General features: G+C 48.8%; 24 protein-coding genes and 4 pseudogenes. 19 read left to right on the top strand and 9 right to left on the bottom strand.

The window, feature by feature from the left end; genetic code table 11:
• Positions 1-109: 109 nt before the first annotated feature.
• From O9H85_RS30770 to O9H85_RS30760, 4 genes and pseudogenes are all read left to right on the top strand, one after another.
• Positions 110-679: an FAD-dependent oxidoreductase gene (locus O9H85_RS30770; protein WP_269885223.1), complete on the top strand. Its 570-nt coding sequence runs from the start codon at positions 110-112 to the stop codon at positions 677-679.
• Between the two features lie 197 nt (positions 680-876).
• Positions 877-1,920, top strand: coding sequence for an aldo/keto reductase (locus tag O9H85_RS30765; protein WP_269885222.1), 1,044 nt, complete (start codon positions 877-879; stop codon positions 1,918-1,920).
• Between the two features lie 577 nt (positions 1,921-2,497).
• Entirely contained in the window at positions 2,498-2,689 is a 192-nt protein-coding gene (gene tnpB, locus O9H85_RS37995; RefSeq protein ID WP_409348228.1) for an IS66 family insertion sequence element accessory protein TnpB, read from the top strand.
• A pseudogene (locus O9H85_RS30760) lies at positions 2,670-2,939 on the top strand (IS66 family transposase zinc-finger binding domain-containing protein); the annotation flags it as partial. The gene tnpB and the pseudogene O9H85_RS30760, both read left to right, overlap by 20 nt.
• A gap of 111 nt (positions 2,940-3,050) precedes the next feature.
• Here the strand turns inward: O9H85_RS30760 and O9H85_RS30755 are convergent.
• Positions 3,051-4,568: pseudogene (locus tag O9H85_RS30755) on the bottom strand (IS5 family transposase); the annotation flags it as partial.
• A gap of 179 nt (positions 4,569-4,747) precedes the next feature.
• On the opposite strand from O9H85_RS30755, the gene O9H85_RS37990 reads away from it, so the two are divergent.
• Positions 4,748-5,239: a helix-turn-helix domain-containing protein gene (locus O9H85_RS37990; RefSeq protein WP_409348227.1), complete on the top strand. Its 492-nt coding sequence runs from the start codon at positions 4,748-4,750 to the stop codon at positions 5,237-5,239.
• 77 nt (positions 5,240-5,316) lie between these two features.
• Positions 5,317-5,715 (top strand): IS630 family transposase, encoded by a 399-nt coding sequence (locus O9H85_RS30750; protein ID WP_269885220.1) that lies wholly within the window; start codon positions 5,317-5,319, stop codon positions 5,713-5,715.
• A 31-nt stretch (positions 5,716-5,746) separates the two neighbouring features.
• On the opposite strand, the gene O9H85_RS30745 is transcribed toward O9H85_RS30750, so the two are convergent.
• On the bottom strand, positions 5,747-7,024 hold the full coding sequence (locus tag O9H85_RS30745) for a sulfatase family protein (protein ID WP_269885303.1): 1,278 nt from the start codon (positions 7,022-7,024) through the stop codon (positions 5,747-5,749).
• Position 7,025: 1 nt separating this feature from the next.
• Here O9H85_RS30745 and O9H85_RS30740 point away from each other — a divergent pair.
• Positions 7,026-7,319 (top strand): annotated as a pseudogene (locus O9H85_RS30740) (IS66 family transposase); the annotation flags it as partial.
• A gap of 261 nt (positions 7,320-7,580) precedes the next feature.
• Here the strand turns inward: O9H85_RS30740 and O9H85_RS30735 are convergent.
• Both O9H85_RS30735 and O9H85_RS30730 read right to left on the bottom strand, forming a co-directional pair.
• Positions 7,581-8,429 (bottom strand): VOC family protein, encoded by an 849-nt coding sequence (locus O9H85_RS30735; RefSeq protein ID WP_269885219.1) that lies wholly within the window; start codon positions 8,427-8,429, stop codon positions 7,581-7,583.
• Positions 8,430-8,609: 180 nt separating this feature from the next.
• Positions 8,610-9,641 carry a nuclear transport factor 2 family protein gene (locus O9H85_RS30730; protein WP_269885218.1) on the bottom strand — a complete coding sequence of 344 codons (1,032 nt, stop codon included), beginning with the start codon at positions 9,639-9,641 and terminating at the stop codon, positions 8,610-8,612.
• Between the two features lie 257 nt (positions 9,642-9,898).
• On the opposite strand from O9H85_RS30730, the gene O9H85_RS30725 reads away from it, so the two are divergent.
• The gene (locus tag O9H85_RS30725) at positions 9,899-10,243 is read left to right on the top strand and encodes a winged helix-turn-helix transcriptional regulator (RefSeq protein ID WP_269885217.1); all 345 of its coding nucleotides are present in this window, start codon (positions 9,899-9,901) and stop codon (positions 10,241-10,243) included.
• Positions 10,244-10,305: 62 nt separating this feature from the next.
• Here O9H85_RS30725 and O9H85_RS30720 read toward each other — a convergent pair whose 3' ends face one another.
• Positions 10,306-10,464: a hypothetical protein gene (locus O9H85_RS30720; protein ID WP_269885216.1), complete on the bottom strand. Its 159-nt coding sequence runs from the start codon at positions 10,462-10,464 to the stop codon at positions 10,306-10,308.
• Positions 10,465-10,506: 42 nt separating this feature from the next.
• A complete protein-coding gene (locus O9H85_RS30715) occupies positions 10,507-10,740 on the bottom strand; it encodes a YozQ family protein (RefSeq protein WP_269885215.1) in 234 nt (77 codons plus the stop codon).
• A gap of 307 nt (positions 10,741-11,047) precedes the next feature.
• On the opposite strand from O9H85_RS30715, the gene O9H85_RS30710 reads away from it, so the two are divergent.
• The 7 genes from O9H85_RS30710 to O9H85_RS30680 all read left to right on the top strand — a co-directional run bounded on the left by O9H85_RS30710 (position 11,048) and on the right by O9H85_RS30680 (position 19,813).
• A complete protein-coding gene (locus O9H85_RS30710; protein WP_269885214.1) occupies positions 11,048-12,523 on the top strand; it encodes a protein adenylyltransferase SelO in 1,476 nt (491 codons plus the stop codon).
• Positions 12,524-12,880: 357 nt separating this feature from the next.
• Positions 12,881-13,912, top strand: a complete 1,032-nt coding sequence (locus O9H85_RS30705; protein ID WP_269885213.1) for a LacI family DNA-binding transcriptional regulator — start codon at positions 12,881-12,883, stop codon at positions 13,910-13,912.
• A gap of 46 nt (positions 13,913-13,958) precedes the next feature.
• A complete protein-coding gene (locus O9H85_RS30700; RefSeq protein ID WP_269885212.1) occupies positions 13,959-15,374 on the top strand; it encodes an extracellular solute-binding protein in 1,416 nt (471 codons plus the stop codon).
• 99 nt (positions 15,375-15,473) lie between these two features.
• Positions 15,474-16,346 carry an ABC transporter permease subunit gene (locus O9H85_RS30695; RefSeq protein ID WP_269885211.1) on the top strand — a complete coding sequence of 291 codons (873 nt, stop codon included), beginning with the start codon at positions 15,474-15,476 and terminating at the stop codon, positions 16,344-16,346.
• Between the two features lie 9 nt (positions 16,347-16,355).
• The gene (locus O9H85_RS30690) at positions 16,356-17,225 is read left to right on the top strand and encodes a carbohydrate ABC transporter permease (protein ID WP_269885210.1); all 870 of its coding nucleotides are present in this window, start codon (positions 16,356-16,358) and stop codon (positions 17,223-17,225) included.
• A gap of 44 nt (positions 17,226-17,269) precedes the next feature.
• Positions 17,270-18,535: a CehA/McbA family metallohydrolase gene (locus tag O9H85_RS30685; RefSeq protein ID WP_269885209.1), complete on the top strand. Its 1,266-nt coding sequence runs from the start codon at positions 17,270-17,272 to the stop codon at positions 18,533-18,535.
• A gap of 54 nt (positions 18,536-18,589) precedes the next feature.
• Positions 18,590-19,813 carry an MFS transporter gene (locus O9H85_RS30680; RefSeq protein WP_269885208.1) on the top strand — a complete coding sequence of 408 codons (1,224 nt, stop codon included), beginning with the start codon at positions 18,590-18,592 and terminating at the stop codon, positions 19,811-19,813.
• A gap of 18 nt (positions 19,814-19,831) precedes the next feature.
• On the opposite strand, the gene O9H85_RS30675 is transcribed toward O9H85_RS30680, so the two are convergent.
• Positions 19,832-20,377 carry a TetR/AcrR family transcriptional regulator gene (locus O9H85_RS30675; protein ID WP_269885207.1) on the bottom strand — a complete coding sequence of 182 codons (546 nt, stop codon included), beginning with the start codon at positions 20,375-20,377 and terminating at the stop codon, positions 19,832-19,834.
• Positions 20,378-20,580: 203 nt separating this feature from the next.
• Here O9H85_RS30675 and O9H85_RS30670 point away from each other — a divergent pair, with 203 nt between their 5' ends.
• The 3 genes and pseudogenes from O9H85_RS30670 to O9H85_RS30660 all read left to right on the top strand — a co-directional run bounded on the left by O9H85_RS30670 (position 20,581) and on the right by O9H85_RS30660 (position 23,204).
• The gene (locus tag O9H85_RS30670) at positions 20,581-21,741 is read left to right on the top strand and encodes an MFS transporter (RefSeq protein WP_269885206.1); all 1,161 of its coding nucleotides are present in this window, start codon (positions 20,581-20,583) and stop codon (positions 21,739-21,741) included.
• Between the two features lie 79 nt (positions 21,742-21,820).
• Positions 21,821-22,117, top strand: a pseudogene (locus tag O9H85_RS30665) (zinc-binding dehydrogenase); the annotation flags it as partial.
• A 106-nt stretch (positions 22,118-22,223) separates the two neighbouring features.
• Positions 22,224-23,204, top strand: a complete 981-nt coding sequence (locus tag O9H85_RS30660; RefSeq protein WP_269885205.1) for an aldo/keto reductase — start codon at positions 22,224-22,226, stop codon at positions 23,202-23,204.
• A gap of 331 nt (positions 23,205-23,535) precedes the next feature.
• Here the strand turns inward: O9H85_RS30660 and O9H85_RS30655 are convergent, their stop codons facing one another.
• Together O9H85_RS30655 and O9H85_RS30650 are read right to left on the bottom strand one after the other, a co-directional pair.
• The gene (locus O9H85_RS30655; RefSeq protein WP_269885204.1) at positions 23,536-24,009 is read right to left on the bottom strand and encodes an MFS transporter; all 474 of its coding nucleotides are present in this window, start codon (positions 24,007-24,009) and stop codon (positions 23,536-23,538) included.
• Between the two features lie 48 nt (positions 24,010-24,057).
• Positions 24,058-24,918, bottom strand: a complete 861-nt coding sequence (locus O9H85_RS30650) for an MFS transporter (RefSeq protein ID WP_269885203.1) — start codon at positions 24,916-24,918, stop codon at positions 24,058-24,060.
• A gap of 133 nt (positions 24,919-25,051) precedes the next feature.
• Here O9H85_RS30650 and O9H85_RS30645 point away from each other — a divergent pair, with 133 nt between their 5' ends.
• Positions 25,052-25,915: a helix-turn-helix transcriptional regulator gene (locus tag O9H85_RS30645; RefSeq protein WP_269885202.1), complete on the top strand. Its 864-nt coding sequence runs from the start codon at positions 25,052-25,054 to the stop codon at positions 25,913-25,915.
• Positions 25,916-26,523 lie beyond the last annotated feature (608 nt).

Below are 26,523 nucleotides of genomic sequence, written 5' to 3'. Positions count from 1 at the left end.
ACTGGTGAACCCCATAGACCCCGGCGTGCGGATTTCTTGGGCAAACCGGACATCCATTCAATCGCTGGTTAAGATAACTTATAGAACTATTAAAAAAAGGAGCGATAACATGTACGATATTACCATTATCGGAGCGGGTCCTGCCGGTGCCAGTGCAGCTATATTCGCAGCAAAAGCCGGAAAAAAGACTCTGCTGATTGACAATGATAAGGGAATGACAAGAAGGGCTTGGCTTCAAAATTTTTATAGTATCATGGAGATTAACGGCCCCGACATGGTCGATCTGGGAGAAAAGCAAGCTGTCAAATTTGGGGCAGAACTTGTCAGAGATAAAGCCGTTGATGTCCAAATTAACGAAGGTGCTTTTGAAATCCAAACGGAAAACGGTAAATATGAGACCAGATATGTCATTCTCGCAACAGGAGCTTTGGTCGATTTGGCTGAAACCATCGGGATTCGAACCAAACCGGGTACAGAGCCTAGAATAAAAAAGGTATTGGATGTTGATGTTAATGGGAAAACAAATATAGATAGGATTTGGGCTGCCGGAACTTGTGCAGGAGTAAGCGTACATGCCATTATAACCGCAGGCGATGGAGCAAAAGTGGCTATCAACATAATTAGTGAAATCAATGGAGAGAGGTACGTTGATCATGATGTGTTAAAACCAACAACTTAAATCCAGAAGGCATGAGTAGAATGCCGAAGAGCCTTCGACAAGCGGCAGGACACAACTACCGAAATAACGTCATGATTACCCAGGATACCGATACGACGAATGAGTTGGACGAAGGTCAAAAAGTGCGTCAATGATGGATTTATCCATTCTCCACTCATATAGTATGTTTAAACTCAAGAGAAGAGAGGAACAATTCAATGGAATACAGGCAGCTTGGCGGTTCTGGTCTGAAAGTTTCTGCCCTGAGCTTTGGAGCAGCTACCTTCGGTGGCGGTGATGCCTTCTATCGCGCCTGGGGCAATGCCGGCGTGGAGGAAGCACGTCGTCTGGTTGATATCTGCCTGGAGGCAGGCGTCAATCATTTCGATACGGCTGACGTTTACTCTAACGGACTCTCAGAAGAGGTTCTTGGTAAGGCAATCGCAGGAAAGCGAGACCAACTGTTAATCTCCACGAAGGCGGCTTTCCAGATGGGCGATGGGCCAAACGCGATTGGTTCCTCACGCTATCACCTGATCCGGGCCTGTGAGGACAGTCTGCGCAGATTAAATACGGATCATATCGATATTTATACCGTGCATGGTTTTGACGCGCTTACTCCTGTCGAAGAGACACTACAAACGCTCGACACCCTGGTACAAAGCGGCAAGGTACGTTATATCGCCTGTTCCAATTTCTCTGGCTGGCACCTGATGAAGTCTCTTGCCATCGCGCAGCCTTATGGCTGGGCGCGCTACGTGGCCTATCAGGGCTCTTACTCCCTGGTCGGGCGCGAGTACGAGTGGGAACTTATGCCGCTCGCTCTTGACCAGAAGGTTGGCACAATTGTCTGGAGTCCTCTGGCCGGGGGGCTTCTCTCAGGAAAGATTCGCCGCAACCAGCCTGCCCCTCAGGGTAGCCGATTGCAGCAGATAGGCTCTGTGGGATATCAGATTCCTGACGAGAAGGTGTATGAAATCATAGATGTCCTTGACGCTATCGCCGAAGAGACTGGCAAGTCGGTAGCGCAGATTGCCTTGAACTGGTTATTGCAGCGCCCTACGATATCAAGCGTGATTATAGGCGCTCGCAACGAGGAGCAACTCAAAAGTAACCTTGGCGCGGTCGGCTGGAATCTCACTGCTGAGCAGGTCACGAGACTCGATAAAGTCAGCCAGATGCCCGTCATCTATCCATACTGGCATCAGCACTACTTCACTGAGCGCAATCCTCTCGTTGTTCCTTATTATCAAGAGGGATAATAAGCAGGTTGTGTTGCAAAAAAGCTGATCTTTTAGAGAGCGTCAGAAAGGGAAAAGCTTCTCTCTAATAAACAAAACAGGTGATGACAGGTGTCTCACCTGTTTTGTGTTGTATGGGTGCGCTTCTGCCCGGAGGATGCAACTTACCGTATGAGCACAGCTATAGTTTTGATCGCGTAAGCGTCAAACAGAGCCCACCTGTTCAAAATAAGCAAAGCCTGCCACAATGAATCCATCACACGAACTAGAGGATGGATTTCGATGGAAGAGACGTTACAGGAAGTATGGGCCAACCATATTGCAGCCTATCAGGCAAGTGGGCAAACGATGAAGGCCTAGTGTGCGGAACAGAATCTGACGGTGCATCAGTTCAAATATTGGCTGTACAAAGCCCCAAAACGGCAAAGCCAAGCGCGGTCCACATCCACAACATTCCGCGCCGTAGCCTCACAGCCCCAGAGCCAACTTACGAATCGGTGTGGGTACAGGTCGGCTCCGCCCGGATCGGGGTTGACCTGGCTTCGAGCCGCAACTGCTTCGTGACGTGGTTGCGGCACTGGGGTCCGAATGTTAAATTTTGCCGGTACTTCACAGGTCTATTTGGCCTGCGGTTTCCACCGACAAGCGCAAATCCATTGACGGCCTGGCCGCCATCGTACAGGAACAGTTTGCACTGAACCCGTTCTCCTTGACACTGTTTGTGTTTTGTAACCGCAAGCGGGACAAACTCAAAATTCTGCAGTGGGATCATGGAACTGAACCTGTTTAATGAAGCGGAAGTGCTGGCAACGCCCAAAGGGCATGAGCCCGAGACCGAGAAAATCACCTACGAACGTCGCAAACCTGCCGGCAAGCGCGAGGCGGACCTGTCGGAGCTGCCTGTGGAAACGGTGACCTACGAGCTTGCAGAAGGAGAGCAGGTTTGCGCCTGCTGCGGCGGGTCATTGCATGAGATGAACACCGAGACGCGCAGCGAAATCGCGGTGGTCCCACCGCAGGTCAAGGTGGTTCGGCGATTGCTGAAGAACAATAATTAGGGCTTGCTGAACAAGATTCGTTCCAGTCTACGCCCAACGTAAGTCTCTAAACCCAAGCAGTCTGAAAAAAATCAAAAAGAGAACCCGCAGTCACCGCTCCAGATTCATGACCAGAAACTGAAGTGCGATGACGGTCAGACTTGTTTCGGCGCCACGCGCCCGAATGCGACCCAGTCCCAATTTGCGTTTGCCTTCTCCAAACTTTCCTTCGATCGCATTGCGCTTTGCTGCGTCTTGACGCTCTTGCACACGATCAGAGACTTCACTTTGATCTTTCGAGGGCCTGCCGAGCTTCGGGCCGCTGAGGCGAATCCCAAGCTCCTTGCAATAGTTCAGGTTATCTCGATTGCGGTAGATTTTGTCGGCTAGAATGACGGCGGGATAATACCCAGATCGCTGTTTGTATGCTTCGACCGATGCTTGAAGCGTTGTTGCCTCGTTGAAGCTATCCCATTGTGCCGTTTCGATCCAAGCGTATCCGTCTACCAGACTGGCGGCGATTTTGGCGTCGAACTCCACGTTAGCTCCAGCTTTGCCTCGAACCATCGGACGTACATGTGGCTGTTCGATACTCACGATGCGATCGGCGATGATATGGGTTTTCTTCTCCATCATTTCACGCTGCTGACGGTAGAGCTCCGAGATAATCAAGAGCAAGCGATAATGTCTTTTACTCAGCTCCGTGAGGGGCGTATGTGTTACGAGTACTTCAATGATCCGCAAATCCCGTCCCACAAAGCCAAGTTGCTTTTTGATCGCTTTGCGGATCACCTTGCCCGATGCCTTGCGTTGTTTGGATACGCCTAGATACGATTTTCTTGCTTTCTCGCGGTAAGTGCGCGGCTTCTCCATCGATCCGATATGGGGATGGTGCAGTACATCAATGATGTCTTCGAGAATCTCACGGGCGTGATTGAGCAGTCCCAGGTCCGTCGGGTATTTAATGTCCGCAGGCGCACATGTCGCGTCCAGCATGAGGGTTCCCTTATTCGTGACATTTGCAGCTGGTGCAGATGCTGGTGACAATACGCGGAACCTCTTCGCCATGTTACGCGGTGTCTTAGCTGTCGCGGGAGTTTCCTCCGGAATGGTGAGAGCTTCCCCTACCTCCATGGTCAACTGGGAACCGCCGGCATCGTTGTTGTCGTCGTCATTGTCCCGGCTTGACGATTTCTTGGACTTTGCTGCTTCTTCTTGCTCTGCTTTGAGCGCTGCTTGGGCAATCCAATCGTTGACCTCTGCAAGGATCTCAATGCCCAATCTTTCCCGAAAATGCGTCATGAGTGAATGGTGGAACGGTTCTTCATCCACATACTCCGAGTAACCAATGAAGAACTACTGATAGGGATTCTCCCGAATCTGCTGCGTGGTTTCGCGATCGCTTATCACCAGGCGCTCCTTGATGATGAGTGATCCGAGTGCGACTCGAACGGAATATGCCTTTTATCCAATGGCTGGAGACTGAAAGGAATCCATATATTTTTCTTCTACTTTGTCCCAAGGAATAAACGAAGCAAGCTGAACCCAGCGATTCGCGGGGTTTAATTTTCCTCCAAAGGGCAAATAGAACTTTTTGAGCAGATCCGCCATATTCCGATTCAGCACGAACAATTTCATTCACTCCATCTGCAAGGTTTTTTATCGATTTTCCATGGTTTCCTTGCAGATAAATTCGACAAAATTGGTCGAAAACCCTTGTAGAATAAGGATTTTTTTATTTTTCAGCAAGCCCTAATTAAAGAGATACGTATACCTTCATAATCTGCGTATGCTTGAATTCTATTGAGCTTATGACCGAAGCTCGGCTTGATGAAGTGAAACGAGCGATGCGTGAAACAAATGATAAAAGGTTGTACGAACGATATCTTTGCATTTCCTTACTCCTCTCGGGCTATAGTCGGAAGAACATCACCGAGATTCTGGGCCGTGGTCTCGACACAATCGGAATCTACATCCAAGACTACTGTACTTCCGGACTGGAAGAGTTGAACATGGAGCACTCTCCAGGGCGTCCTGCCCTACATACGCCGGAACAGGAGCAGGTGCTGTATCGTACCTTGGTTGAAAAAACGCCGGTTGACGTTGGGTTCCCTGCAAAAATGAACTGGACATCGGGAATTGTCCGAAAGTGGATCAAGAACGAATTCCAAGTCGAATATTCCGAACGAGGAACCAGAGAACTTCTATACCGATTGGGCTTCGCGCTACTAGACCTACCTACACGATGGCCAAAGCTGATCCTGAGCAGCAGGAAGTATTCAAACAAGAATTCGAAGTGGTAAAAAAAAATTGCTAAACTGCGAAATGGATCGGATCTTGTTTGAGGATGAAAGCATGATTCGGGATTATCAATGCGTTAATGAGCACCTGGTTTCCCAAAGGCCAGCAAAAGATCATCCCTACCTACGGGAAGCACCGTGGCGCCAAGTTACTGGCCACACTTGATTATGAGACAGTTGATATTTACTGGGAAGAACATGAGCAATACGATGCGCAGGTGTTCCTATCGTTTTTACAGAATGCTGCCAGTAAATACCCTGAGGGTAAGACCTTCATGGTTTTGGATAATGCTAGAATCCATCACGCCAAATTACTCCAGCCCTTTCTTGATCAAAACGCCGGGAAATCAGAATTAATGTTCCTTCCCCCGTATAGCCCTGAACTCAACATTGTGGAAGGTCTGTGGGAATGGCTTAAACAATCTGTCAAATGCCGTCTATATAGCACGAATAAAAGTGTTTCAACACAATCGCAGTAGCCACCATGAATTGGACGTTAATTCTCACGATTTACTCAAAATCACACATATTTGGACTTAGACAATCTCTCTTATTTGCAATAGCGTTTACCGGTTTTTCTACCTTCCCATTTAATAGCGGATCACCAGTTTCCTTCATCCACCGGTCCAGCTTCTCAGCAAGTTCTTGATAAATTGGATGATAATTGTCCTTATGGACTAAATTAATACGTTCCACTGGATCCAGATATAAATCAAACAACATTTCCTTGTTCTGTTTTGTTGTGAGGTATCCTTGCTCAATTAAAAAATCTTTGCTTAAGCTGTCGTCTATATTGGCGGGAACCGGTTGATTCCAGTCATCGAAATACCTGATGAGTTTGTAACGTTCAGTCCGGATACAACGCATTGGTTCATAGGCCGCATGATACGTAACTTCAGTAAAAATCTCCGTTCGAATACTATCGGTTTCTCGTTTTAGAATAGGCATGAGGGATATCCCTTGCAGCCAATCAGGTTTAGCAAGATTTAGGAAATCGCAAATCGTTGGGAATAAGTCAATTTGAGAAACTAAAGCATCTATCGCTTCTCCTTTTTTACTGTTCCCTGGATACTTAAGAATTAGGGAAACACCGATTCCAGTATCATACAGATTGCACTTCATAAAGGGGAAGGCAGGTCCATGATCAGTAGTAAAGATGACCAAAGTGTCATTTTCTAACCCAGACTCATTTAGTGCCTCCATGACAATCTCCACACACTGATCCACCACTTTGGCTGACGAAATATACCGAGCCATCTCTTCCCGATTTTTTTCATTATCGTAAAGTGGAAAGGGTGGCACCACATAATTCGGATTAATTCCTTCGGAAATTTGCGGATATTCGCGATGGGTATTAAACATCCCGTAAGAAAGAAAAAACGGATTTTGGTGATTTTCCTTGAGGAACGAAGCGACGATTTTGGCGCGGTTCAAGTCCCATTCGGTCCAGTCGGTATCGTATTGACCCATATTATAATCCTGTTCGTCTAGAATTCGGCTGTAGCCGATCATATCAACAGACGACGCCTCGTGTTGAATGCCACACAAAACTGTCTCGAACCCATGATGGCCTAAAAATTGCACCAGATGTTGATTATAATCGTTCAACTGAAAACCTCGATGGGCAAGTCCGATCATTCCTGCCGAATGAGGTGACATACCGGTCAATAAGGCACTTCGACTAGGTGAACAGGTTGGTCCCGCGCAATATGCTTGTCGGAACAGAATTCCCTCTTCGGCCAACTTTTGGATATTCGGTGTTGGAACGTTGTATCCGTACGGTTCAATCCACATTCCTGAAGGGCGCCTTGAGATCGACGACAACCGTAGCGAGCGGTCGATCAAGCCCTTTGTGATCGGGCGAAAAAACTGGCTATTTGCGAATACGCCTCGGGGTGCTAAGGCCAGCGCGGCGATCTACAGCGTGATCGAGATGGCGAAGGAAAACGGGCTGCATCCGTTCCGGTACCTCATGTACTTGTTCGAGCAGTTGCCGCAGCTTTCCGATCTCCAAGCTCCGAAGGCACTGGAGCCCTTCATGCCGTGGTCACCCACACTGCCGGATATCTGCCGCACGTCTTAATCTTCATTCATCATACTTTGGCTTCCATCTGACTACTAGGTGGGGCCTATAAGACGTTCACTTTGCTTCCTCGCTGTTTACTGTGGGCTGGAAGTTTAGGAGGCTTTACATGGAGGGGCGGGCATGATAGTCTGGCAAGCCATACGAACCCTTGTACTTCGTCGCTGTTCGCAAGAAATCATGCCCGCAGAGGATGAATCCTGAATTCGAAGATCGTTCTGCCTCTCCCATGACCATTCCTCCATTTAAGCCCTTCTTAGATTAGACAAGCAAAAGAATACGATTCCCAGACGGATCGGTAGTAGCAAATGTGCTATTTTCTTCTGTAATGGGTGCACCAATATTTTCTAAATGAGCTACGACATGATCTCGTGCCGTAATATTTGGATAAATTAATGTAAATGATTTGAGACCGACGCTGTTTTCAGATGGTCTGGGTGCGCCCAAGCCGTTCCATGTATTTAATCCAATATGGTGATGGTACTTACCAGTGGAGATGAAAAGCGCTTGTGTCCCATATCGGATTACGACCTCGAATCCAAGTCCCTTGACATAAAATTCTTCGGTCATACGTAATTCGGATACATGCAAATGGATATGCCCCATCACCGTACCAGCCGGCAATCCTCTCCATGTTTTCTGATTCACACACGAGAGGAGATCTCTAAAATTCAAAGGATCAACTGAAACTTCCACTTCACCGTTATTCCATACCCATTCCGAAGGATCACGGTCTCTAAAAACTTCAATCCCGTTTCCGTCCGGATCGGATAAGTAAAGGGATTCACTGACAAGATGGTCGGAAGAGCCAAATTGCAACCCTATCTTGGCAAAATGCTGAACAATTTGTGCCAAATCAGTGCGAGTAGGCAAGAGTAACGCAAAATGGTACAAGCCTGTTGTCCTTTCTTGCATGGGCACGACGTTATCCGGTTGTTCAATGGATAACAAAACCGTCTTCCCATCTGCGGTCAGGTTAGCTGTTTTTTCTGTTTGGTCCAGTACCTTAAAACCGATTACTTCCTGATAAAATTGTAAAGCACGTTGTAGATTTTGGACCTTAAGATTCAATTGCCCAACATAAGTATTGGGATTGCGGTGAAAATTCAAGATACTCACCTCTTTTTAAACATTTTTTGCGTGAAAAATCACATTTTCTAATCCCCAGATAGATTGATCTTCAAGGCAAGATATACAGAAATTACGAATAAAGCCAACTCAAGTGCATAACCAATCATCTGTCCATTTCCAAGGAACTGTAGGCCACAAAGCCGGGTTATCTCTTACTGGTTACTCTTCGATTGAAAGATTGACGAGAGAAGCCATTGCGTCATCGCTCAGTAAAGAGCCATCCCAAATTGAGGTCAGTCGTGTGATTTTGCCATCTGCGTCGAGTTCGAGTGCAATGTTTCCTCTCGGTACTGGTCGACTATCGGAACGCCATTCGTAGCCGCCTCCTAGATCACTGCCGAGAACATGGCGCACCGAGGCTCCTGAACCATAAGGCAGATCCTTCAAAGCCCGCTTAAGGTAGCGACTGATGGCTAATTGTCCTTGGATATTGGCGCGCAGCATGTCCTCGAAGACGGCATCATACGAAAACAAGTCGGCTGCGGCCGCAGCGTCATTATTCGCAAAGGATTCGTTCAGTTTATTCGCGACTTTACGCATTACTGTGGACGCGGTTTCCTCGACCGTGTCTTCACCGAGAGTCTCAGGGAACTTGTCTGCAGGGGTCTGATTTTTGGCGAGGTCTCCCATAGGCCAAGTGCGACCGTCCCAATAGTCGACCCAGCGGACTATTTTGCCTTCCTTGAAGTTGACGGACCCCATTATACGGATCTCATTACCGAATAGCTCCGGGGTATCAGTAAAGAACACTATGGCGCTGTTGCTGTCGCCAAGAATCCGTGTGGGATAGGATTTACCATTTGCCCATGTTGGCATGTACTGCTCTAACGTCGATTTCAGCGCGTTGAAAGAAAGGAATGGCCACCCCAATGTAGCATCGTAGTATACCATGTTATCAGGATCAAAATGAGACATGGTCGCATTAACGTCGCGCATGGTCTTGGCGGTGAAAAAGGAGTGGAAGATTGACGCTACCTCCTTGGTGGCGTGTGTCGTATCCGCAATCTCAGGAAATACACTCTTTTCCTGCCCCTTGGATTCCTGCGACGAGGTTTTGATTAATGCTTGGTCAGCATTGCTGGTCGCAACCGAGTTTTTGGGTGATGCCTTTGTAACGTTGTTGGTCGTGAAACCGGCGAAAAGCAGGGCGGACAATCCTAAGCAAGCCATAACATGTAATTTTTTTTGCATTTGAAAAAATCCTCCTTTGATTATTGTTAATTTGAAATTCAAAACCTGCTAAAATTTGTAACTTGTCCTACATCAATTACTATAATTCAGAATCTTATTTTTTGTAAGTAGGAACATGAATGTGCCCTAGTATAATTAAATGAACTATAAGATACAGGTTCGATACTTTATAGGATTGTGACTTTGCTGCATTTAATATATTATGTACATACATCAGCGAGTGTAGTATTAATAAAGTTCTTGAATGGAGTGGGAAGATGGAAGAAAACGCGGAGATGTGCAAAGTGGTGGTGGCGCTGGACATGATCGTTGGCAAGTGGAAACCCATTATTATTCAACATATGCTTTTTAATGAAACACTGCGATTTAATGAGTTGAGGAGATTAATCCCCGCTATTACGCAAAGAATGCTCACGCTTCACCTGCGTGATTTAGAGGAACAAGACATTGTTCAACGTGTCGTTTTTCCGCAAATACCGCCAAAAGTAGAATATTCGCTCACCAAGTACGGACGAACTTTGGAACCATTATTAGCAGCCATGCATCAATGGGGGTTAGCTCATTTAGAACATATGGAGATGAAAAAAAAGCGGCATTCTTGAGTGTACCTTTGATTTCCATCATTTGTTAGCGATACGAGACATTGTTTCTCTCCTTTACTTTTTTATTTTTTTTCGAAACAGGTCCGAACGTTATACGGATAGCCTAGTTCGATCGCGTTGACAGTGTCACTGGCATAATAAAAATACCCATTTTGGGGGGTGACGTCGTCCGCATCGTCGCTAAGCAGACCGCAGGCATCACGTTCGTGCCGTGACCGCATAAAAAGGCCTCCTTGGCCCTTAGGGCCAGGGAGGCTCTTTGGCTACTCTTGCGTGTCTTCATCGAACTCGAGCTCGGATAAATTGACCTCCCGATCCTCCAACTGCCGCTTCCCGTCGCTGGTGCCGGAGAAATAGGCGTCGCTCAGCTGCTCGTGCGTTACGGCCGTGCCTTGAGAAGTCTCGTCTCCGCTGCGATAATCCGCGGCGTCATAAGCATGTACGGTTACTTTGCGGTAATTGCCCAGCAATGCGTCGTCTGCTTGTTTGTCGGTCATCGGTACTCCTCGTTTCTTCATTTATTATTGAAATGGAAATCGTTCCCTCTTGTTATTCCTCGGTGAGCATTCTTTTATGCATGGGTTATTGATATAATAGAACGTGGCAAAGGGCGAACCGCCTCATTGAACGACTATATCTCAAACTGATTCGGTAAATGAGGTGGAGATGGCGCTTCATTCATAAATGAATTGTCAGGTACATAAAAGGGCGCCATCTATGTGTGGCAACAGTATAATAAATTGGCAGAAGCAGACACTAAAAGGAGCCGCCTTGTGTGGATTTAGAAAGAAAAAAGGAGATACGATGACAGAGAAAAATGCCATTATAGAACCAGGATGGAACTTCGACAACAGTTATGCTCGGCTGCCGAATTTATTTTTTACCAGGCAGGACCCAGCCCCTGTACGTTCACCGAAGTTGATCATTCTTAATGAACCGCTCACAACATCCCTGGGGTTAAACGTCCAAGCGCTGCAAAAAGATGACGGCGTAGCGGCACTTGCCGGCAACCGGATTCCCGAAGGCGCATCGCCTCTTGCTCAAGCTTATGCGGGGCATCAATTCGGGCATTTCACCATGCTAGGGGACGGCCGGGCTCTGCTGCTTGGCGAACAGATCACCCCTCTAGGCGAACGGTTTGACATTCAGCTCAAGGGTTCAGGCAGAACGCCCTATTCCCGCCGAGGCGATGGCCGGGCGGCACTTGGACCGATGCTGCGCGAATATATCATCAGCGAAGCGATGCATGCGCTTGGCATTTCTACAACCCGCAGCCTTGCGGTGGTGACGACCGGTGAACCAATAATCCGCGAAACCGAGCTGCCTGGTGCAATTCTGACCCGCGTGGCTGCCAGTCATCTGCGCGTCGGCACCTTCCAATACGTTTCAAAATGGGGTGCTGCCCAGGATCTCCAAGCCCTGGCTGACTACACATTGCAAAGACATTTTCCGGAAGTTGATGCTGGTGAGAACCGCTATCTTATCCTGCTTCAGGAAGTGATCAAGCGTCAGGCCGTGCTGATAGCCAAATGGCAGCTCGTTGGCTTTATTCACGGGGTGATGAACACCGACAACATGGCCCTTAGCGGAGAAACCATCGATTATGGTCCTTGCGCCTTCATGGATGCTTATGACCCGGCAACGGTTTTCAGCTCCATTGACATGCACGGCCGCTATGCCTACGGCAATCAGCCCTATATTGCCGCGTGGAATCTCACGAGATTTGCCGAAACCCTATTGCCGCTGCTGCATGAAAGCGAAGAACAAGCCGTTAAACTGGCCGAGGATGCGCTTTCGGATTTTACCGAATTATATCACCGTCATTGGCTCGCGGGAATGAGGGCAAAACTCGGAATCTTTAACGAAGAGCCGGAGGATGAATCCCTTATTGAAGGCCTGCTCAATATGATGCAGAAGTATGGTGCGGACTACACCAATACCTTCCGCGCATTAACTCTTGATAAGCCGGAGGATACGGTCCTTTTCGGTACAACGGAATTTGCTCAGTGGCAAGAGCAGTGGCAGGCGAGACTCGGCAGGCAGCAGGAACCAAAAGCCTTCTCGCATCAGTTGATGCGCAGTAGCAATCCCGCGCTGATCCCTCGCAACCACCGGGTAGAAGAAGCGCTGGAAGCCGCAGTTAATCAAGAAGACTACAGTGTGATGGAGCGGCTGCTTGATGTTCTTTCGAACCCCTACGCGCACTCCCCCGAACAAGCTGAATACTCCACACTGCCGGCGCAATCAACCTGCCCTTACCGAACCTTTTGCGGTACCTGATACAGACGTATTAGATCAATTCCATAGCCTGGCCACGGAGTCAAAAGCAGCCGATCCTCGAATGAGGATAAGCTGCTTTTTTATTTATGTAACGACTATTTCCAATTCAAAAGCTGCCATTGCATTCCGAAATCATCGAACCGGTTTCATAAAAACCAAGTTATTTTACCCCCAACTGTTCGACAGAAACATCCTTTTACGACCAAATTAACGTCAAAAATCATTCATTTCCTACTAAACTAGCCCTAAACTCCTATAATTCGACATCAAATTTACAAAATCAAAGTATAGAGAAGACATTAAGTTAATAAAACCGGTTTAACATTACTCATTGAACGAACAAAGGGAGTTGATCATTTGGCAACAATCGATGATGTCGCAAAATCTGCAGGCGTATCCAAAAGTACCGTTTCCAATGTGTTTTCACAAAAACGGCCGATCAGCAAAGAAATATCCGAACGAGTGCTGGAGGCGGCCCGTGAATTGAACTATAAACCGAATTATTGGGCACGCAGTCTAGCCAATAAGGAAACACGAATCATCGGACTCAACATGGAGGGCGACAAGGTCAAGTTTGGCCAATTTCGCATGACACTGCTAAATGGAGTGTTGAAGGAATGCTACAACCAGGGCTACCGGCTTCTCGTGAATACGCTGCCGAAGCATTTCACGAACCGATTGGAAAATTGGTCCTCCGATCCGGTGGACGGTGAAATATTGCTGGATCCGATGGTTCGGGATCCGCGCATCGAGGAGAGGGTGGCCGGCGGTATCCCGATCGTCGTCATTGGAAGGCCGCCTGAGTCTCATGAATCCACCGTCTCGTACGTCAGCAGCGACAATGTTGGAGCGGGCCGTCTGGTAACCGAATATCTTATCGGTCTCGGACACCGGAATATTTTATTCCTGAATGCACCCGAATACCGCACCGTATCCCATGAACGGTTTGACGGATATCGGAAAGCGCTCGAAATGGCGGAGCTTCCAGTAGAATCCAGTTTGGTAGTTTATAGAGACAAAGTCTTCGGAAGCTCTGAGGAATACGGGTACATCATGGCCAAACGATTGCTTTCCGAGAACCCGTCCATTACAGCAATTATTACGGATACGGACAAAGTGGCATGCGGCGTCTACCAGGCGGCCGAAGAGCTTAAGTTGGTTATTCCAAGAGATTTGTCGGTATTTGCTTTCAGTTTGGAGACCTCCTATGGAACCCAGCTCCAGCCGCCGGTAAGCAGCATGCGGTTGAACGGGGAGCTGCTAGGAAGTGAAGCAGCCAAGATGCTTCTGAATCTGTGTGCATCCAAAACACCAATCATCAAGCGGGTCATTATCCCGTGGGAGCTCATTCACCGCGAATCGTGCGGTCCGGTTAAGGTTGTTCAATAAGACAACATAGATGTATCAAAAAAATGCGGTCAAAAGGAGACTAGACATGAGGAAGAAAGGTATGAAAGTTATTTTGGCGGTCGCGATGTCGTCCACGATGTTGATTGTTGCTGCTTGCGGAAATTCGGATAAGTCGGCCAGCGGCAATGGTGACAGTCAGAAGCCTTCGGAGCAGAAAAAAAAGGAGCTTCGTATGATGGTAGGCACCATCGGCGGTAAAACCCCTGACGAACACGTGCTGTTTGAGAAGGAAGCGGAGCGTCTTTCCGGTATCAAGGTCAAAATGGAGAAGCCTGCCGGATTCAACGATAAATTGCTGACCGCTATTTCCTCCGGCGAGAAATACGACTTAATCCAATTGGATAGGCCGCTTATGGAAGTGCTATACGCTCAAGGCGTTTTGACTCCGCTCGATGATTTTATCAAGAAATCCAAAATCATTTCCGACCCGGCTATTTTCCCTGAGAAAGAATGGGATCAGGTGAAGATGGGCGACGGCAAAATATATGGCGTATTCACCAAGCTTCAGGGCGGTACGATGCCGATCGTTCGCAAAGATTGGCTGGACAAGCTCGGGCTCAAGGAGCCCAAGACGCTCGACGAATATTACGAAGTACTGAAAGCATTCAAAGAGAAAGATCCCGACGGGAACGGCAAAGCCGACACCTATGGCTTGTCCACAGCCGGCTTGTACGATATCCAGGGGTTTATGAGCGCTGCCGGTGTTAAAGCCGGTTACGTTATAAAGGACGGCAAACGCACGATCCCGTACGCGACTGAGGCCGCTATCCCGGTCTATGAATGGTTTGCCAAGTTGTACAAGGAGGGTATTCTTGACCCTAACTTCGCAACGAACGATGCAGGTAAAATGCGGGACTTGTTCCTAACCGACCGCGTTGGTATGGTCACCTATTGGGATACGTGGGTAGGGACGTTCAATAACATGCGCATGCAAAAGGATCCCAATACCACATTCAAGGCAGAAGGTCTGCTGCCTGTTGCGGGGCCTGACGGCAAAATCTTGATGCGCCGTGGAGAACCGAATGCATGGATTATTCCGGCTAATGCCCCGGATCCGAAGACGGCCATGGAATTTATCGAATTCTGGAGTACGGAGAAGGGCAATGTTCTCGCAACGCTTGGCATCGAAGGCCATGATTATAACGTAAAAGACGGCAAATACGAGCTGACACAAGAGGGAAAAGACCATAATCTCGACCACGGCGCCCCTTATGTCTACAACTCAAAATGGACGAACCCGTTCGGTTCCTTGCCAGGCGTGAAGGAAGCGAAGGAGATGGTCATGAAGTACGGTACTGTGGAATCGACGGGTAAGGACTGGAAGGATATTGAGAAAATAATTAACAACTATGCGCTTCAAGCCATGCAGGGTAAAATACCGGCAGCCGAAGCCGTCAGCAAAATGAATCAAGAGCTGAAAGCGGGAAAATTCATTGACTGACCGCTCCGCATGAAGTACATACGGAACAAGGGAGAGGGTGTTTGCGCCCTCTCTCTGCCGTTCAAATCAGCTAACAAGTAAGAAGGTGGTGTTCGCAACATGAAGGTGCTGCGGAAAAATTCGATCTTTTATCTTATGATGCTTCCGGTAATCGTATATTTTCTTTTGTTTTCTTATTACCCGCTGCTCCGCGGTTTCATTACTTCATTTCAGAAGTTTCGCGTGATTGGAGACCGTCCTTTTGTCGGCTTCGATAATTACAAGACTGTTCTGGCCGATCCGAATTTTTGGCGGATGCTGGAGAATACGCTGTTCATCGGCGGAGGAATTTTGGTGGTCGGGTTTATGGCTCCGCTGATCGTGGCGCTCTCCTTGAGCGAAGTCATGAAAAGCTGGTTCCGTAAAATCACGCAAATGATCATATATTTGCCTCATCTGTTCTCTTGGGTCGTCGTGGCTGGTCTGTGGATATTTATGCTGAGCCCTGACGGCGGACTGGTGAACGCAATTCTCGGCTGGTTCGGCGTGGTACCGATTCATTTTCTTGGGGAGGAAGCTTACGGACGTTGGGTCATGATCGCTTCATCGATATGGAAGGAGGCCGGCTTCACCTGCATCATCTATCTCGCCTCGATCGTCAGCATCAACCCGTCCTTGTTCGAATCGGCCCGGATCGACGGGGCGAATCGTTGGCAAATGGTCCGCTACATTACGATCCCTCAGCTGGCGTCCGCCATGAAGGTCGTGCTTCTGCTCAACACCATGAGTGTGCTGCGAATTTTCGATCAAGTATTTATTTTGAAAAATCCTGCCATCGCGCATTCGGTGGACGTCCTTATGATTTATACATATGAAAAAGGGATCGTTAAGTTCGACATGGGCGTTGCCAACGCTGCCGGGTTTATAATCATTGCCGCTACATTACTGCTGACGCTAGTTGTCCGTCGGGCAATCCGTTACGACGAGGGGTGAACCATTACGATGAATAGAAGAATTGGAGACACCGACTTTACAGGGAAAGCTTTTGATGCAGTGAATACGCTATTTCTCCTGCTATTGATATCGACTATGATTATTCCTTTAATGAATACGGTGGCACTATCGTTCTCCACAGGCATCGATTCAATGGAACCGAGGGTTATTTTGTGGCCTAAGGAATTCAGTCTGGAAGGTTATGTCACGGTATGGAACAAAATCAAGTTGTGGCAGCCGTTCTGGAACAATACCATCGTGACGGTAGTCGGAACGGTCGGGCACGTTTTGCTGTCGTCCATAGCCGGGTATGTGCTAATCCAGCGTTCCCTGCCGGGACGGAATCTCATGGTATCGTTCATCCTTCTCACAATGATGGTACCGGGTGAAATGGTTATGATCCCCCTTTACATGGTGAACAAAGAACTGGGGCTATTGAACAGCTTGTCGGCATTAATCATCTCCGGCCTCGTATCCGGCTTCAGCGTGTTGTTAATGCGCAACTTTTTCCTGGCGGTGCCTCACGAGATGGCTGAATCAGCAAGGATCGACGGAGCGGGGGAACTGAGGATTTTTCTAACGCTGTTCATGCCTCTGGCAGCCGCAGGTCTTGCCACCGTTACGCTGTTCGAATTCGTCAGCAAATGGAATCATTTCAATTCGGCGCTTATGTACATAAACAACAGTTCCAAATATACACTGCAAATTGCGCTCAAATCGCTTATTATCGATACTTCTTCAACATCCAGCAACTTTATAATAACCAAAAACGTGCGGATGGCCGGTATTGTCATTTCCTTGCTGCCGCTCGTCGTCATTTATCCGTTCGTGCAAAAATATTTCGTTCAAGGCGTCATGGTTGGCTCGGTAAAAGAGTGAGGCTTCAGTGATGAACGGTCAACACTATACGAGGAGTGCATATAATGGAGCTTGTCATCAGACGCGAGATTAGTCCGCAGGAGGAAGATTCGTATATCGAGGTCCCGTTTGAAATGCCTGCGGGTGTGGAGCGTATGCATGTGGTATTAGTAACGCAGCTGTACGGAGCCGACAAAAGCGTCGTCAACCTTGGGATTAAAGACGCGCAGCGGATGCGCGGCTGGAGCGGGGGAGCGCGCACCGAATTTTTTATTGGAACGGAAAAGGCGACGCCGGGTTACATACCGGGCCTGTTAGCGCCGGGTCCTTGGGCCGTTCTATTGAACCCTCGAAGAATAGGGGAGACCGGCTGTAGCGTCATCTTGACCGTACGTTTCGAGATGGAAAGTCCAAGATGGCTGAAAGGAGATCTGCATGCGCACACCGTGCATAGCGACGGGGCACATACGATGCTTGAGGTGGAACAGATGGCACTGGAGGCGGGGCTCGACTTTTTGGCCTTGACCGATCATAACACGGTTAGCCAGAACTTCGTTTATCCGAAGGATTCGGAGCTCGTCTTCATCCCGGGCGTGGAGTTGACTACCCGTTTCGGCCACTGTAATTTCTACGGCGTGGAGCAGCCGGGCGAAAATTTCCTGACGGCCTCATTCGACCAAGCGAAGGAGTATATCCGGATTGCAAGGGAGCGCGGGGCTAAAATTTCGTTGAATCATCCTCATTGCCGAAACTGCGGCTGGTTATGGGACTTCGATGTCGACCACGATTGGGTGGAAATATGGAACGGTCCATGGCGGGAAGATAACGAGCTGACGTTAAACTGGTGGCACGAGCAGCTGGCGGCAGGGCGGAAGCTGGTCGCTGTTGGCGGAAGTGACTTCCACCGGGTACAGCCCCATGCTAAGCACGGCATGCCGACCAACTGGGTGTATGCGGAATCGAGGACAGTACGGGGAATTCTGGAAGCCGTAGACCGGGGCCGGTTGTACTTGTCCTATGCGCCGGAAGGACCGCGGCTTACGATGAACGCTGACAGGTGGATGATGGGTGACACGATTTCGGCCGATGAGGTGGCGAATGGGCTGCAGCTTGTTATGTCCTGTCACGGACTGGAAGCAGGAGACTCCATAAGGCTGCTTACGGAGCGTGGAGTGGAGCGGGAATGGATCGTAGAGCCGGGCTGCGAAACAAAGAAGCTTGAAGTGCGGATGGAGGAACGTTTATTTTACCGGGCTGAAATTCGCCGTCATTTTGCTGAAGCCGGTCAAACCTTGCTCGCTTTGGCGTGCAATCCGATCTATATTCGGTAGCTGGGCAACCGATCAACCGGGCTTATTCATTTATCAACGAGGAGATTCGACTTTGTGAGTCAGCATGAGCAACAGATTACCGGCAAATTGATGAAGGCCAGTCGGATGCTTCTTACTGTAAAAGCACTCAATGCAGGTGCCAGCGCTTTGTCCGGCATATTCGTTAATGTATATCTATTTAAAGTGTCTGAGAGTCTGCTGCAGGTTCTCAGCTTTCATCTTGCCTCCTTTAGCGCTTGGGTTCCCGCTTTTGTCGGGGCCGCCTGGCTGGGAAAAAAGGCAGGACGAACGATAGGACTGCTGCTTGGCAACGGCGGTTTCCTCTGTTTTTATTTGTGCATTCTGGTACTGGGACAAGGATCTGCAGCGTATTCCATACCGCTCGGAATTTTATTCGGCGTTTCATCCGGCCTGTATTGGATGTCGATCAATATCCTTGTCGTAGATTTCACCTCGAAGACGAATCGGGACTGGTTCAACGGCGTCAACGGCATGATCGGCTCCCTCACCCAATTGGTCGGGCCGCTTATCGCGGGTTGGCTAATCATCGGGCTGCCGTCCGGACTTGGTTACGGCATTATTTTCACCTTATCCGTTGTCCTGTACGGCTTCTCTATCCTATTCGGGCTGAAGCTCCCTATAAAGAAAGTTTCGTCTCCCTTTTCCTGGCCCGCCCTGCTCTCCATTCATAACCATCGAAGCTGGAGAGTGATGTCTTATTGCTTCGCAGCGCTGCATTTTCGCGAAGATGTGCTCGCATTCACCCTATGGCTGTGGATGTACACGGTAACCCGGAGCGAAGGGGTTATGGGCAATTTCGCTTTTCTGTTGACCTTGTGCTCAGTTATCTTCTACTACAGGATGGGCAGGAGCATGGCGAGTCAAGCGAAGTACCGGATGATGGTTACCGGAACGATAGGCTTTAGCGCTTCATTAATGCTGCTCTGGTGCAACATCAGTCCGTATACCCTGACAATATACACGATACTCGCTGGCGTTTGCGTACCGTTATTCCAGGTGCCCTTCAATACGACATTGATGAATTCCATAGAGTCGTTTGACAATGGAGGCAAATACCGGACTGAGCTTATCGTAGCTAGGGAAATCGCGATCAGTATCGGGCGTATTGTCAGCGCTGCGGGGAGAAGAATAATAAACAATAGAGGAAGGCCGCCGTCAGCAATGATCGGTGGGCATCGCTGCGCTTATGGGCAGCATAGCTTAAAAAAATTACGCAACAAAGAGCAGTGCTTAAGGCAACTGCTCTTTTCTTTTTGATCCATTTGTCTGATACCGCTATAGACTCCTCTCCAACAATGTCCCCACTTGTTTTGCCACGACATCAGGTGGATAGGGCATTCCGTTGGTTATCCACCATTCAACTACCCCTACGTAAGCTGTTCCAGTAAATTGAACAATAATATCATCACTTAGACCGTTATTTTTTCCACTCGTTTTGTCCACCTCATCTTTAAATTCCTCGATAAAAAACGCAAGGAACCGAGTGCGAAAAGAAGGGGCCCCTTTACTCGCTAACATCGTAGAAAAGAATGCGTAATTTCGCTCAAAGTATTCGAAAAAGGGGATCGTTGCATTGATAAAATCCAATTCACATGCCCATTCGCACATTTCCCTAAGTTCGTTTATGTGCGCTTCGATAAGTTTATCCAGTAAATCATATTTATCCTGGTAATGAAGATAAATGGTTCCTCTGTTTACATTTGCCCTGTCGGAAATATCCTGTATGGTAATGTCGTCAAAATTTTTTTCAGACATCAGTTCGATAACAGCTTTTTTTATCGCTTCTTGGGATTTAAGTATTCTTCTATCTACTTTAGCCATCGTGTGGGTCACCAAGCTTTCTTGAATAATCAACGATTTAGTTTGTTTTGTTCATAAATCAACAAAACGCGCTCATTTAACCATTGCTAGTGTCATATTACTTTATATAATAATAGACATACGTTGATTATTCAATCAACATCGATTTAGTTAAGGTCATTAAACAATGAAGCGACCATCTTTGACTTGAGGAGGCAGGAAACGTGGAACGCCTGTGGACGAAGTCGTTTATCCTTATGACCGTTGGGACGCTTTTCCTATTCATCGCATTTTACATGCTGTATCCGACGCTGCCGTTGTTTATCAAACAGATTGGCGGCAACGAAACGCAGATCGGCCTGTCGATGGGCGCATTTATGTTGACTTCCGTTATGGTTCGCCCGATCGTTGGCGGGCTGCTGGATCGTTACGGCAGGAGACCGTTTATCGTCTGGGGGCTTGCGCTCTTCATTGTGGCGATGTATTTGTATGACTGGATCGGCGGAATCGTCGTTTTAATGGGGCTCAGAATCTTGCACGGAATGAGCTGGGCCGTTTCTTCCACCGCCATTAACACGGCCGTTACGGATATGATCCCGTCCGCCCGCCGCGGAGAAGGCATGGGGTGGTTCAGCACGTCGATGACCTTGGCTATGGCATTCGGCCCGATGGTCGGGATCTGGGTGATCCAGGACTTATCGTACCATGCTCTGTTTCGATTCGCTGTCGTTTTTTCGGCCGTAGCGCTGATCCTAACGTTTGGAGCCAAAATGCCTTTCCGGCCGCAATCGGGCGCAAGGAGAATCGAGTTGTTTGAAAAATCGGTCCTGCCCATCTCAACGTCGGTCTTTTTCATGTTCATCGCATATGGCGGCATTACCACCTTTGTTCCGCTGTTCGCTGACTCGATCAAGGTCAATTCCGGTGTATTCTTTCTAGCCTTTGCCGCAACGCTTGCCCTGAGCCGTCCCCTTTCGGGGAAGCTCTCGGACCGGTATGGGGAGACGTTTATCATCGTACCGGCCCTTGTAATTACGATTTTGGCTTTAATTTCGTTGAGTTTCTCGACCGGATTGCTCGGCGTGCTCGCTTCGGCGGTTTTGTACGGGATCGGTTTCGGTTCCGCGCATCCGGCTCTCCAATCGGCAACGTTACGTCTTGCCCGCCCTGATCGTAAAGGGGTTGCCAATGCTTCTTTAGCGACTGCCACCGACCTCGGCATCGGGTTGGGCGCGATCATGCTGGGCTGGGTCTCTCAGTACACAAGCTACTCGTTCTTATTCGCGGTAAGCGCAGTGACGGTCGCATTTTCCATGTTGGTGTTCACTTTCTTTGTGAAACGTTCGTTGAAAACAAATCTGCGACTCACTTCAATTGACGTGTGAAAGAACAAGATCGTGCAAATGTAAATGCAAATTCCATATGTATTCAAGCAGATAGGGAGAGTGGAGAAAACGATGTGTAAATCTTGATGTCGATGCTTACTTATCGTTGCTTCGCGTAGATGGAACGCTTGTCAATGTCGGTGCTCCAGGCAAGCTGGATCAATATAACGTGTTTTCCTTAATCATGGGCCGTCGCAGCATTGCCGGTTCACTTGGCGGCATTCGGGAAACGCAAGAGATGCTCGATTTTTCCGCTCAACACGGTATTGCCCCTAAAATCGAAGTAATCCATGCCTATCAAGTCGACGAAGCGTATGAGCGTGTCCTTCGAAGCGATGTGCGTTATCGATTCGTGATCGACATCTCGACCTTGTAATTCACACGTTTAGGCTGGGCCGTTATTCCGGGAAGCGTATAGCGACGAGGCGACGGGGAAGTCGATTGGGGGTCAGCTCCAAATTAAACAAGGAAGGTGATTCGGTATGGAATATGTGAAACTTGGAAATACCGGCTTGGATGTATCCCGGCTTTGTCTTGGCTGCATGAGTTTTGGTGTAGCAGAGCGTTGGATTCATCAATGGGTCCTTGATGAGGAGCACAGTCGTCCGATCATAAAGAAAGCCCTTGAGCTTGGAATCAATTTTTTTGATACGGCAAATGTGTATTCAGGTGGAACAAGCGAGGAAATTTTGGGACGAGCGCTAAAGGATTATGCCAATCGTGATGAAATTGTCCTCGCTACGAAGGTTCATTTCCGTATGCATGAAGGGCCCAATGGTGCAGGACTTTCCCGAAAGGCCATCATGAGTGAAATCGATAAGAGCCTTAAGAGACTGGGAACAGATTATGTGGATCTGTACCAAATTCACCGCTGGGATTACCATACGCCCATTGAAGAAACGATGGAGGCCTTGCATGATGTGGTGAAGGCTGGCAAAGCAAGATACATTGGCGCTTCTGCCATGTATGCATGGCAGTTCCAAAAGGCATTATATGTATCAGAGAAAAATGGGTGGACCCGGTTTGTATCGATGCAGAATCATTTAAACCTCATCTACCGTGAAGAGGAGAGGGAGATGCTGCCTCTTTGCAAGGAAGAAAAAATCGGCGTGATTCCGTATAGTCCGCTTGCATCGGGAAGATTGACTCGTGATTGGGCGGAAACCACCCATCGCTCCGAAACCGATCAGGTTCAAAAATCTAAATATGATGCGACTGCAAATACGGATCGATTGGTCGTGGAACGGGTTGCAGCAATCGCGGAAAAACGCGGCATTCCCCGTATTCATATCGCACTTGCCTGGTTGCTGCAGAAAGAACCGGTAAACGCTCCAATTATAGGTGCCACGAAAATGTCTCATCTCGAAGATGCCGTAGGTGCTCTATCGATTACGTTAACGTCTGAAGAAATTGCGTTCCTAGAAGAACCATATGTTCCTCACTCTATAGTTGGTTATCAGTAATTGTGATGCGATGAAAGGCCTGAGATAAATGAAAAGAGTGGTTGGTTTGAATATGGAAGCCTAGAAGAATTAATTGAAATTGAAGCATATTTAACCAACTTATATTGCTGCGTCATTGAATTAACGGAGAACGATAGTGAAATGATTCGCCGATCGGAATCCGATCGACTGTTGAATTTCGCCCGCAACCTGTATATCAAATATTGGTTGTTTGCGACCAGACCCTTAAGAGGAAGGTGTTGGAACATCTTGAGGTAATAGCCTCGCTGGAGCAAGATGTATGGAGCCGGTACTTGCGGGGATGATATGAAAAAGCCTAGGGGGATCATCCCTAGGCTTGCTTCTTTCTCGGTTGCCGACCGATGAATAAGAGCGTAATCACCCCTCCGCCGGCAAGCACGAAGGCCGAGACAAGAAGCGCTGTATTCACCCCGGCTGTGGCAGCAGCGGTTTCTGCGTGAGCGCCGGCGCCGTTCATGCATAAGCTGAGAACGGAAACGCCTAGAGCGGCTCCGAGCTGGCGGATCGAATTCAGTGCGCCGGAGGCGACGCCGGCTTGACCAGGGGGAGCAGCGGTAACGACAGCCGTCACCAGCGGTGGAATCGTTAAAGAAAGACCATAGCCGATCAAGAATAAACCGACGAACAGCAGCCAGTAGAAGGCGACGCTTACGAATGTCAGCATGGCCGTGCCGATAGCGGTGACGAAGAAGCCGCATATCATCGGCAGGGTAAGCGGAAGGAAAGCGAGTCCGGTCAACAGCGCGGAATATCCGCGGCCTTGCTGAAAGAAGAAGGTAAGCACGAATAGGCAGCCGGACAACCCGAAGTTAACAGCGAGTCCGGCGGCGAGTCATGCCGAAATGCTGCGCTGCCGAAGCAGCTGAACAGGCAGCATCGGCGATTTGCCGCGGGCCTCGACGACGGCAAACAGGAGCAGGCTGACTGCGGCTACGACAATAACCGACGTCACGATGGGGGAGCTCCAGCCTAACGAGCCTCCTTCAACGAGTGCGAAGGTCAGCGCAAGGAAGAATAGGGTTGCTGTAAGCTGCCCTGCAAGGTCAAGGCTATGCTCCGTGTTACGCTTTGTCTCTCCGGCGTTAGGGACTATAACGAATAAGCTCAATACGGCGATCGGGATGTTCACCATAAAGATGCTTCGCCATCCGATCCAATCGGCAAGCAGTCCCCCTATGACAGGTCCTGCAGCCAAAGCTACGCCGGAAACGGTGGCAAAGACGCCAAGCGCTTTCGTCCGTTCCTTCGGATCCTGGTAGATGGAAGCAATAAGCGCCAGCGAAGAGGATGTCATTGCCGCGCCGCCGATACCGAGCATCCCCCGCAGCGTGATCAATAATCCTAGCGAAGGGGCCGCGGACGATAAAGCGGAAGCGGCTGCGAAGAGGATGAGTCCGCCACTGAAGATGCGTTTGGCCCCGTACCGGTCGGACAGCGAGCCCATACTGAGCAGCAGACTGGCAAACAAGACAGTGTAAGCGTTGACCACCCATTCGAGAGACGTAAACTTGCCGCCCATATCGGTATGGATGGCAGGCAGCGCAACCGTTACTATCGTCGTATCGAGCAGCACCATGAAGTAGCCAAGAGAAAGACCGAACAAAGCGAGAGCTCTCCTTTTGGCCGCTGCTTTTAACGATGCTGCAGCCGAAGATGAGGCTGATGCTGAAGTGGATTGAGCGGGTGTAGCCATAACGTACCTCCAATTTCTTTATTCTTGCAGATTGAGTGTATAATGAAGGAAACAGGTTGACGAGATGACGGTTTGTCATAGGATTCATACTCCTACCATGGCGGACTTCCCGATAAAGGGAGGGGGATAAGAGATGGAGCAAACGATGGATGCGGCCAGGTTCGAGCAGCTGGGGCAGTTTCTGCGAGCGAGGCGGGAGCGGCTCACGCCAGAGGCGTTGGGATTTCCCAATGACGGCAGAAGGCGGACGCCCGGCCTTAGGCGCAGCGAGGTAGCGATGCTAGCCGGGGTTAGCGTCGATTGGTATACATGGTTGGAGCAGGGAAGGAATATCCAGGTTTCCGCGCAGGTGCTTGACAGCATCGCAAGAGCGCTGCAGCTGGACGGCAGCGAAAGGAAGCATCTATATTTGCTGGCGATGAGGCAACTTCCCGCGGATGTTCTGCAAACGGAACGAACCGAGGTAAGCGAGACGCTGCAGCACGTGCTGGATCGGCTCGAATACAGCCCGGCCATCGTGACCGATGCGCGCTGGAACGTGGTAGGATGGAATTTGGCGGCGTGCGTTGTTGTAGGCGATTATCGCGTCATGCCGGAGCAGGAGCGAAACATGGTATGGAGAGCATTCACCTCACCTTATTTGCGGCAGTTACTGCGGGGCAAATGGGAAGAACACGCCAAAATGAGACTCGCCCAGTTCCGGGCAAGCTACGGAACGTATGCCGGGGACCCTTGGTGGGAGGAGTTCATCGCCCAGCTTTCCGTGGAAAGTACCCATTTTCGGGAGTGGTGGGCAAGACATGAGGTGCTTCCGGTATCGGAAGGGAACAAACAATATTTCCATCCTGAAGCTGGGGAATTGACGTTGGAGCATATCACTTTCCAGGTTAGCGATGCTCCCGGCTTGCAGGTGATGGTCAATACGCCGATCGGCCAGACAGAAGAGAAGATCAAGTGGCTGGTGGAGAACCTGAAGGGCGCCGTGCATTCGCTTTAATCAGAAGTTCCTTGGAGTGCCGAGCGTTCTCGATACCGCATTTAAAGCAAGAACACCTTGGAGAGCTAAAGCGATCGAATTGATGGCTGCGAATGAAAAGATTGCGGTATTATCTCATCAAATGCCGTGTAAATCGCGGCTTTTTTGTTTTATGGGATAAATTTATCAGCAATGGGATAACCGTTCTTGTCATTTATGGCATCAAGTACTTGTCAACTGACAAGAAGATTGTGTAGCGATAAGAACATGCTCGAATTGAAAAGCCAATAAATAACGTCCTTCATGATTTATTGAGGTATGTTCTTGTCGCATGTTTTGGACTTGAATATACATCAAATATTTATATAGCGACAGAATTTACTTGAATAATAATCAGAAGAGGCGTCGAATAAGCTCCCTCAGAGAATAAGGTTTTTCTCACGTATGCTCGCTCATTCGCAGGATTTCACGTACCTTGTTAAGTAGGAGTTTAAACGAGTGGATAATGTGGCTAGTCAGATCCGTTAGAGCGCATGCGGGAATAGAAGGTGTTGATCATATTACAACATCTTCCAAAAAAAGTTTTTGCTGCACGTCTCTCTCCACAAGGTCCTTGGGATTCACTCTCC

The organism is Paenibacillus gyeongsangnamensis, assembly GCF_027533625.1.
GTDB lineage: Bacteria > Bacillota > Bacilli > Paenibacillales > NBRC-103111 > Paenibacillus_G > Paenibacillus_G gyeongsangnamensis.
Note: the sequence above shows the minus strand (reverse complement) of the source record. Positions and strands in the feature narration are given on the sequence as shown.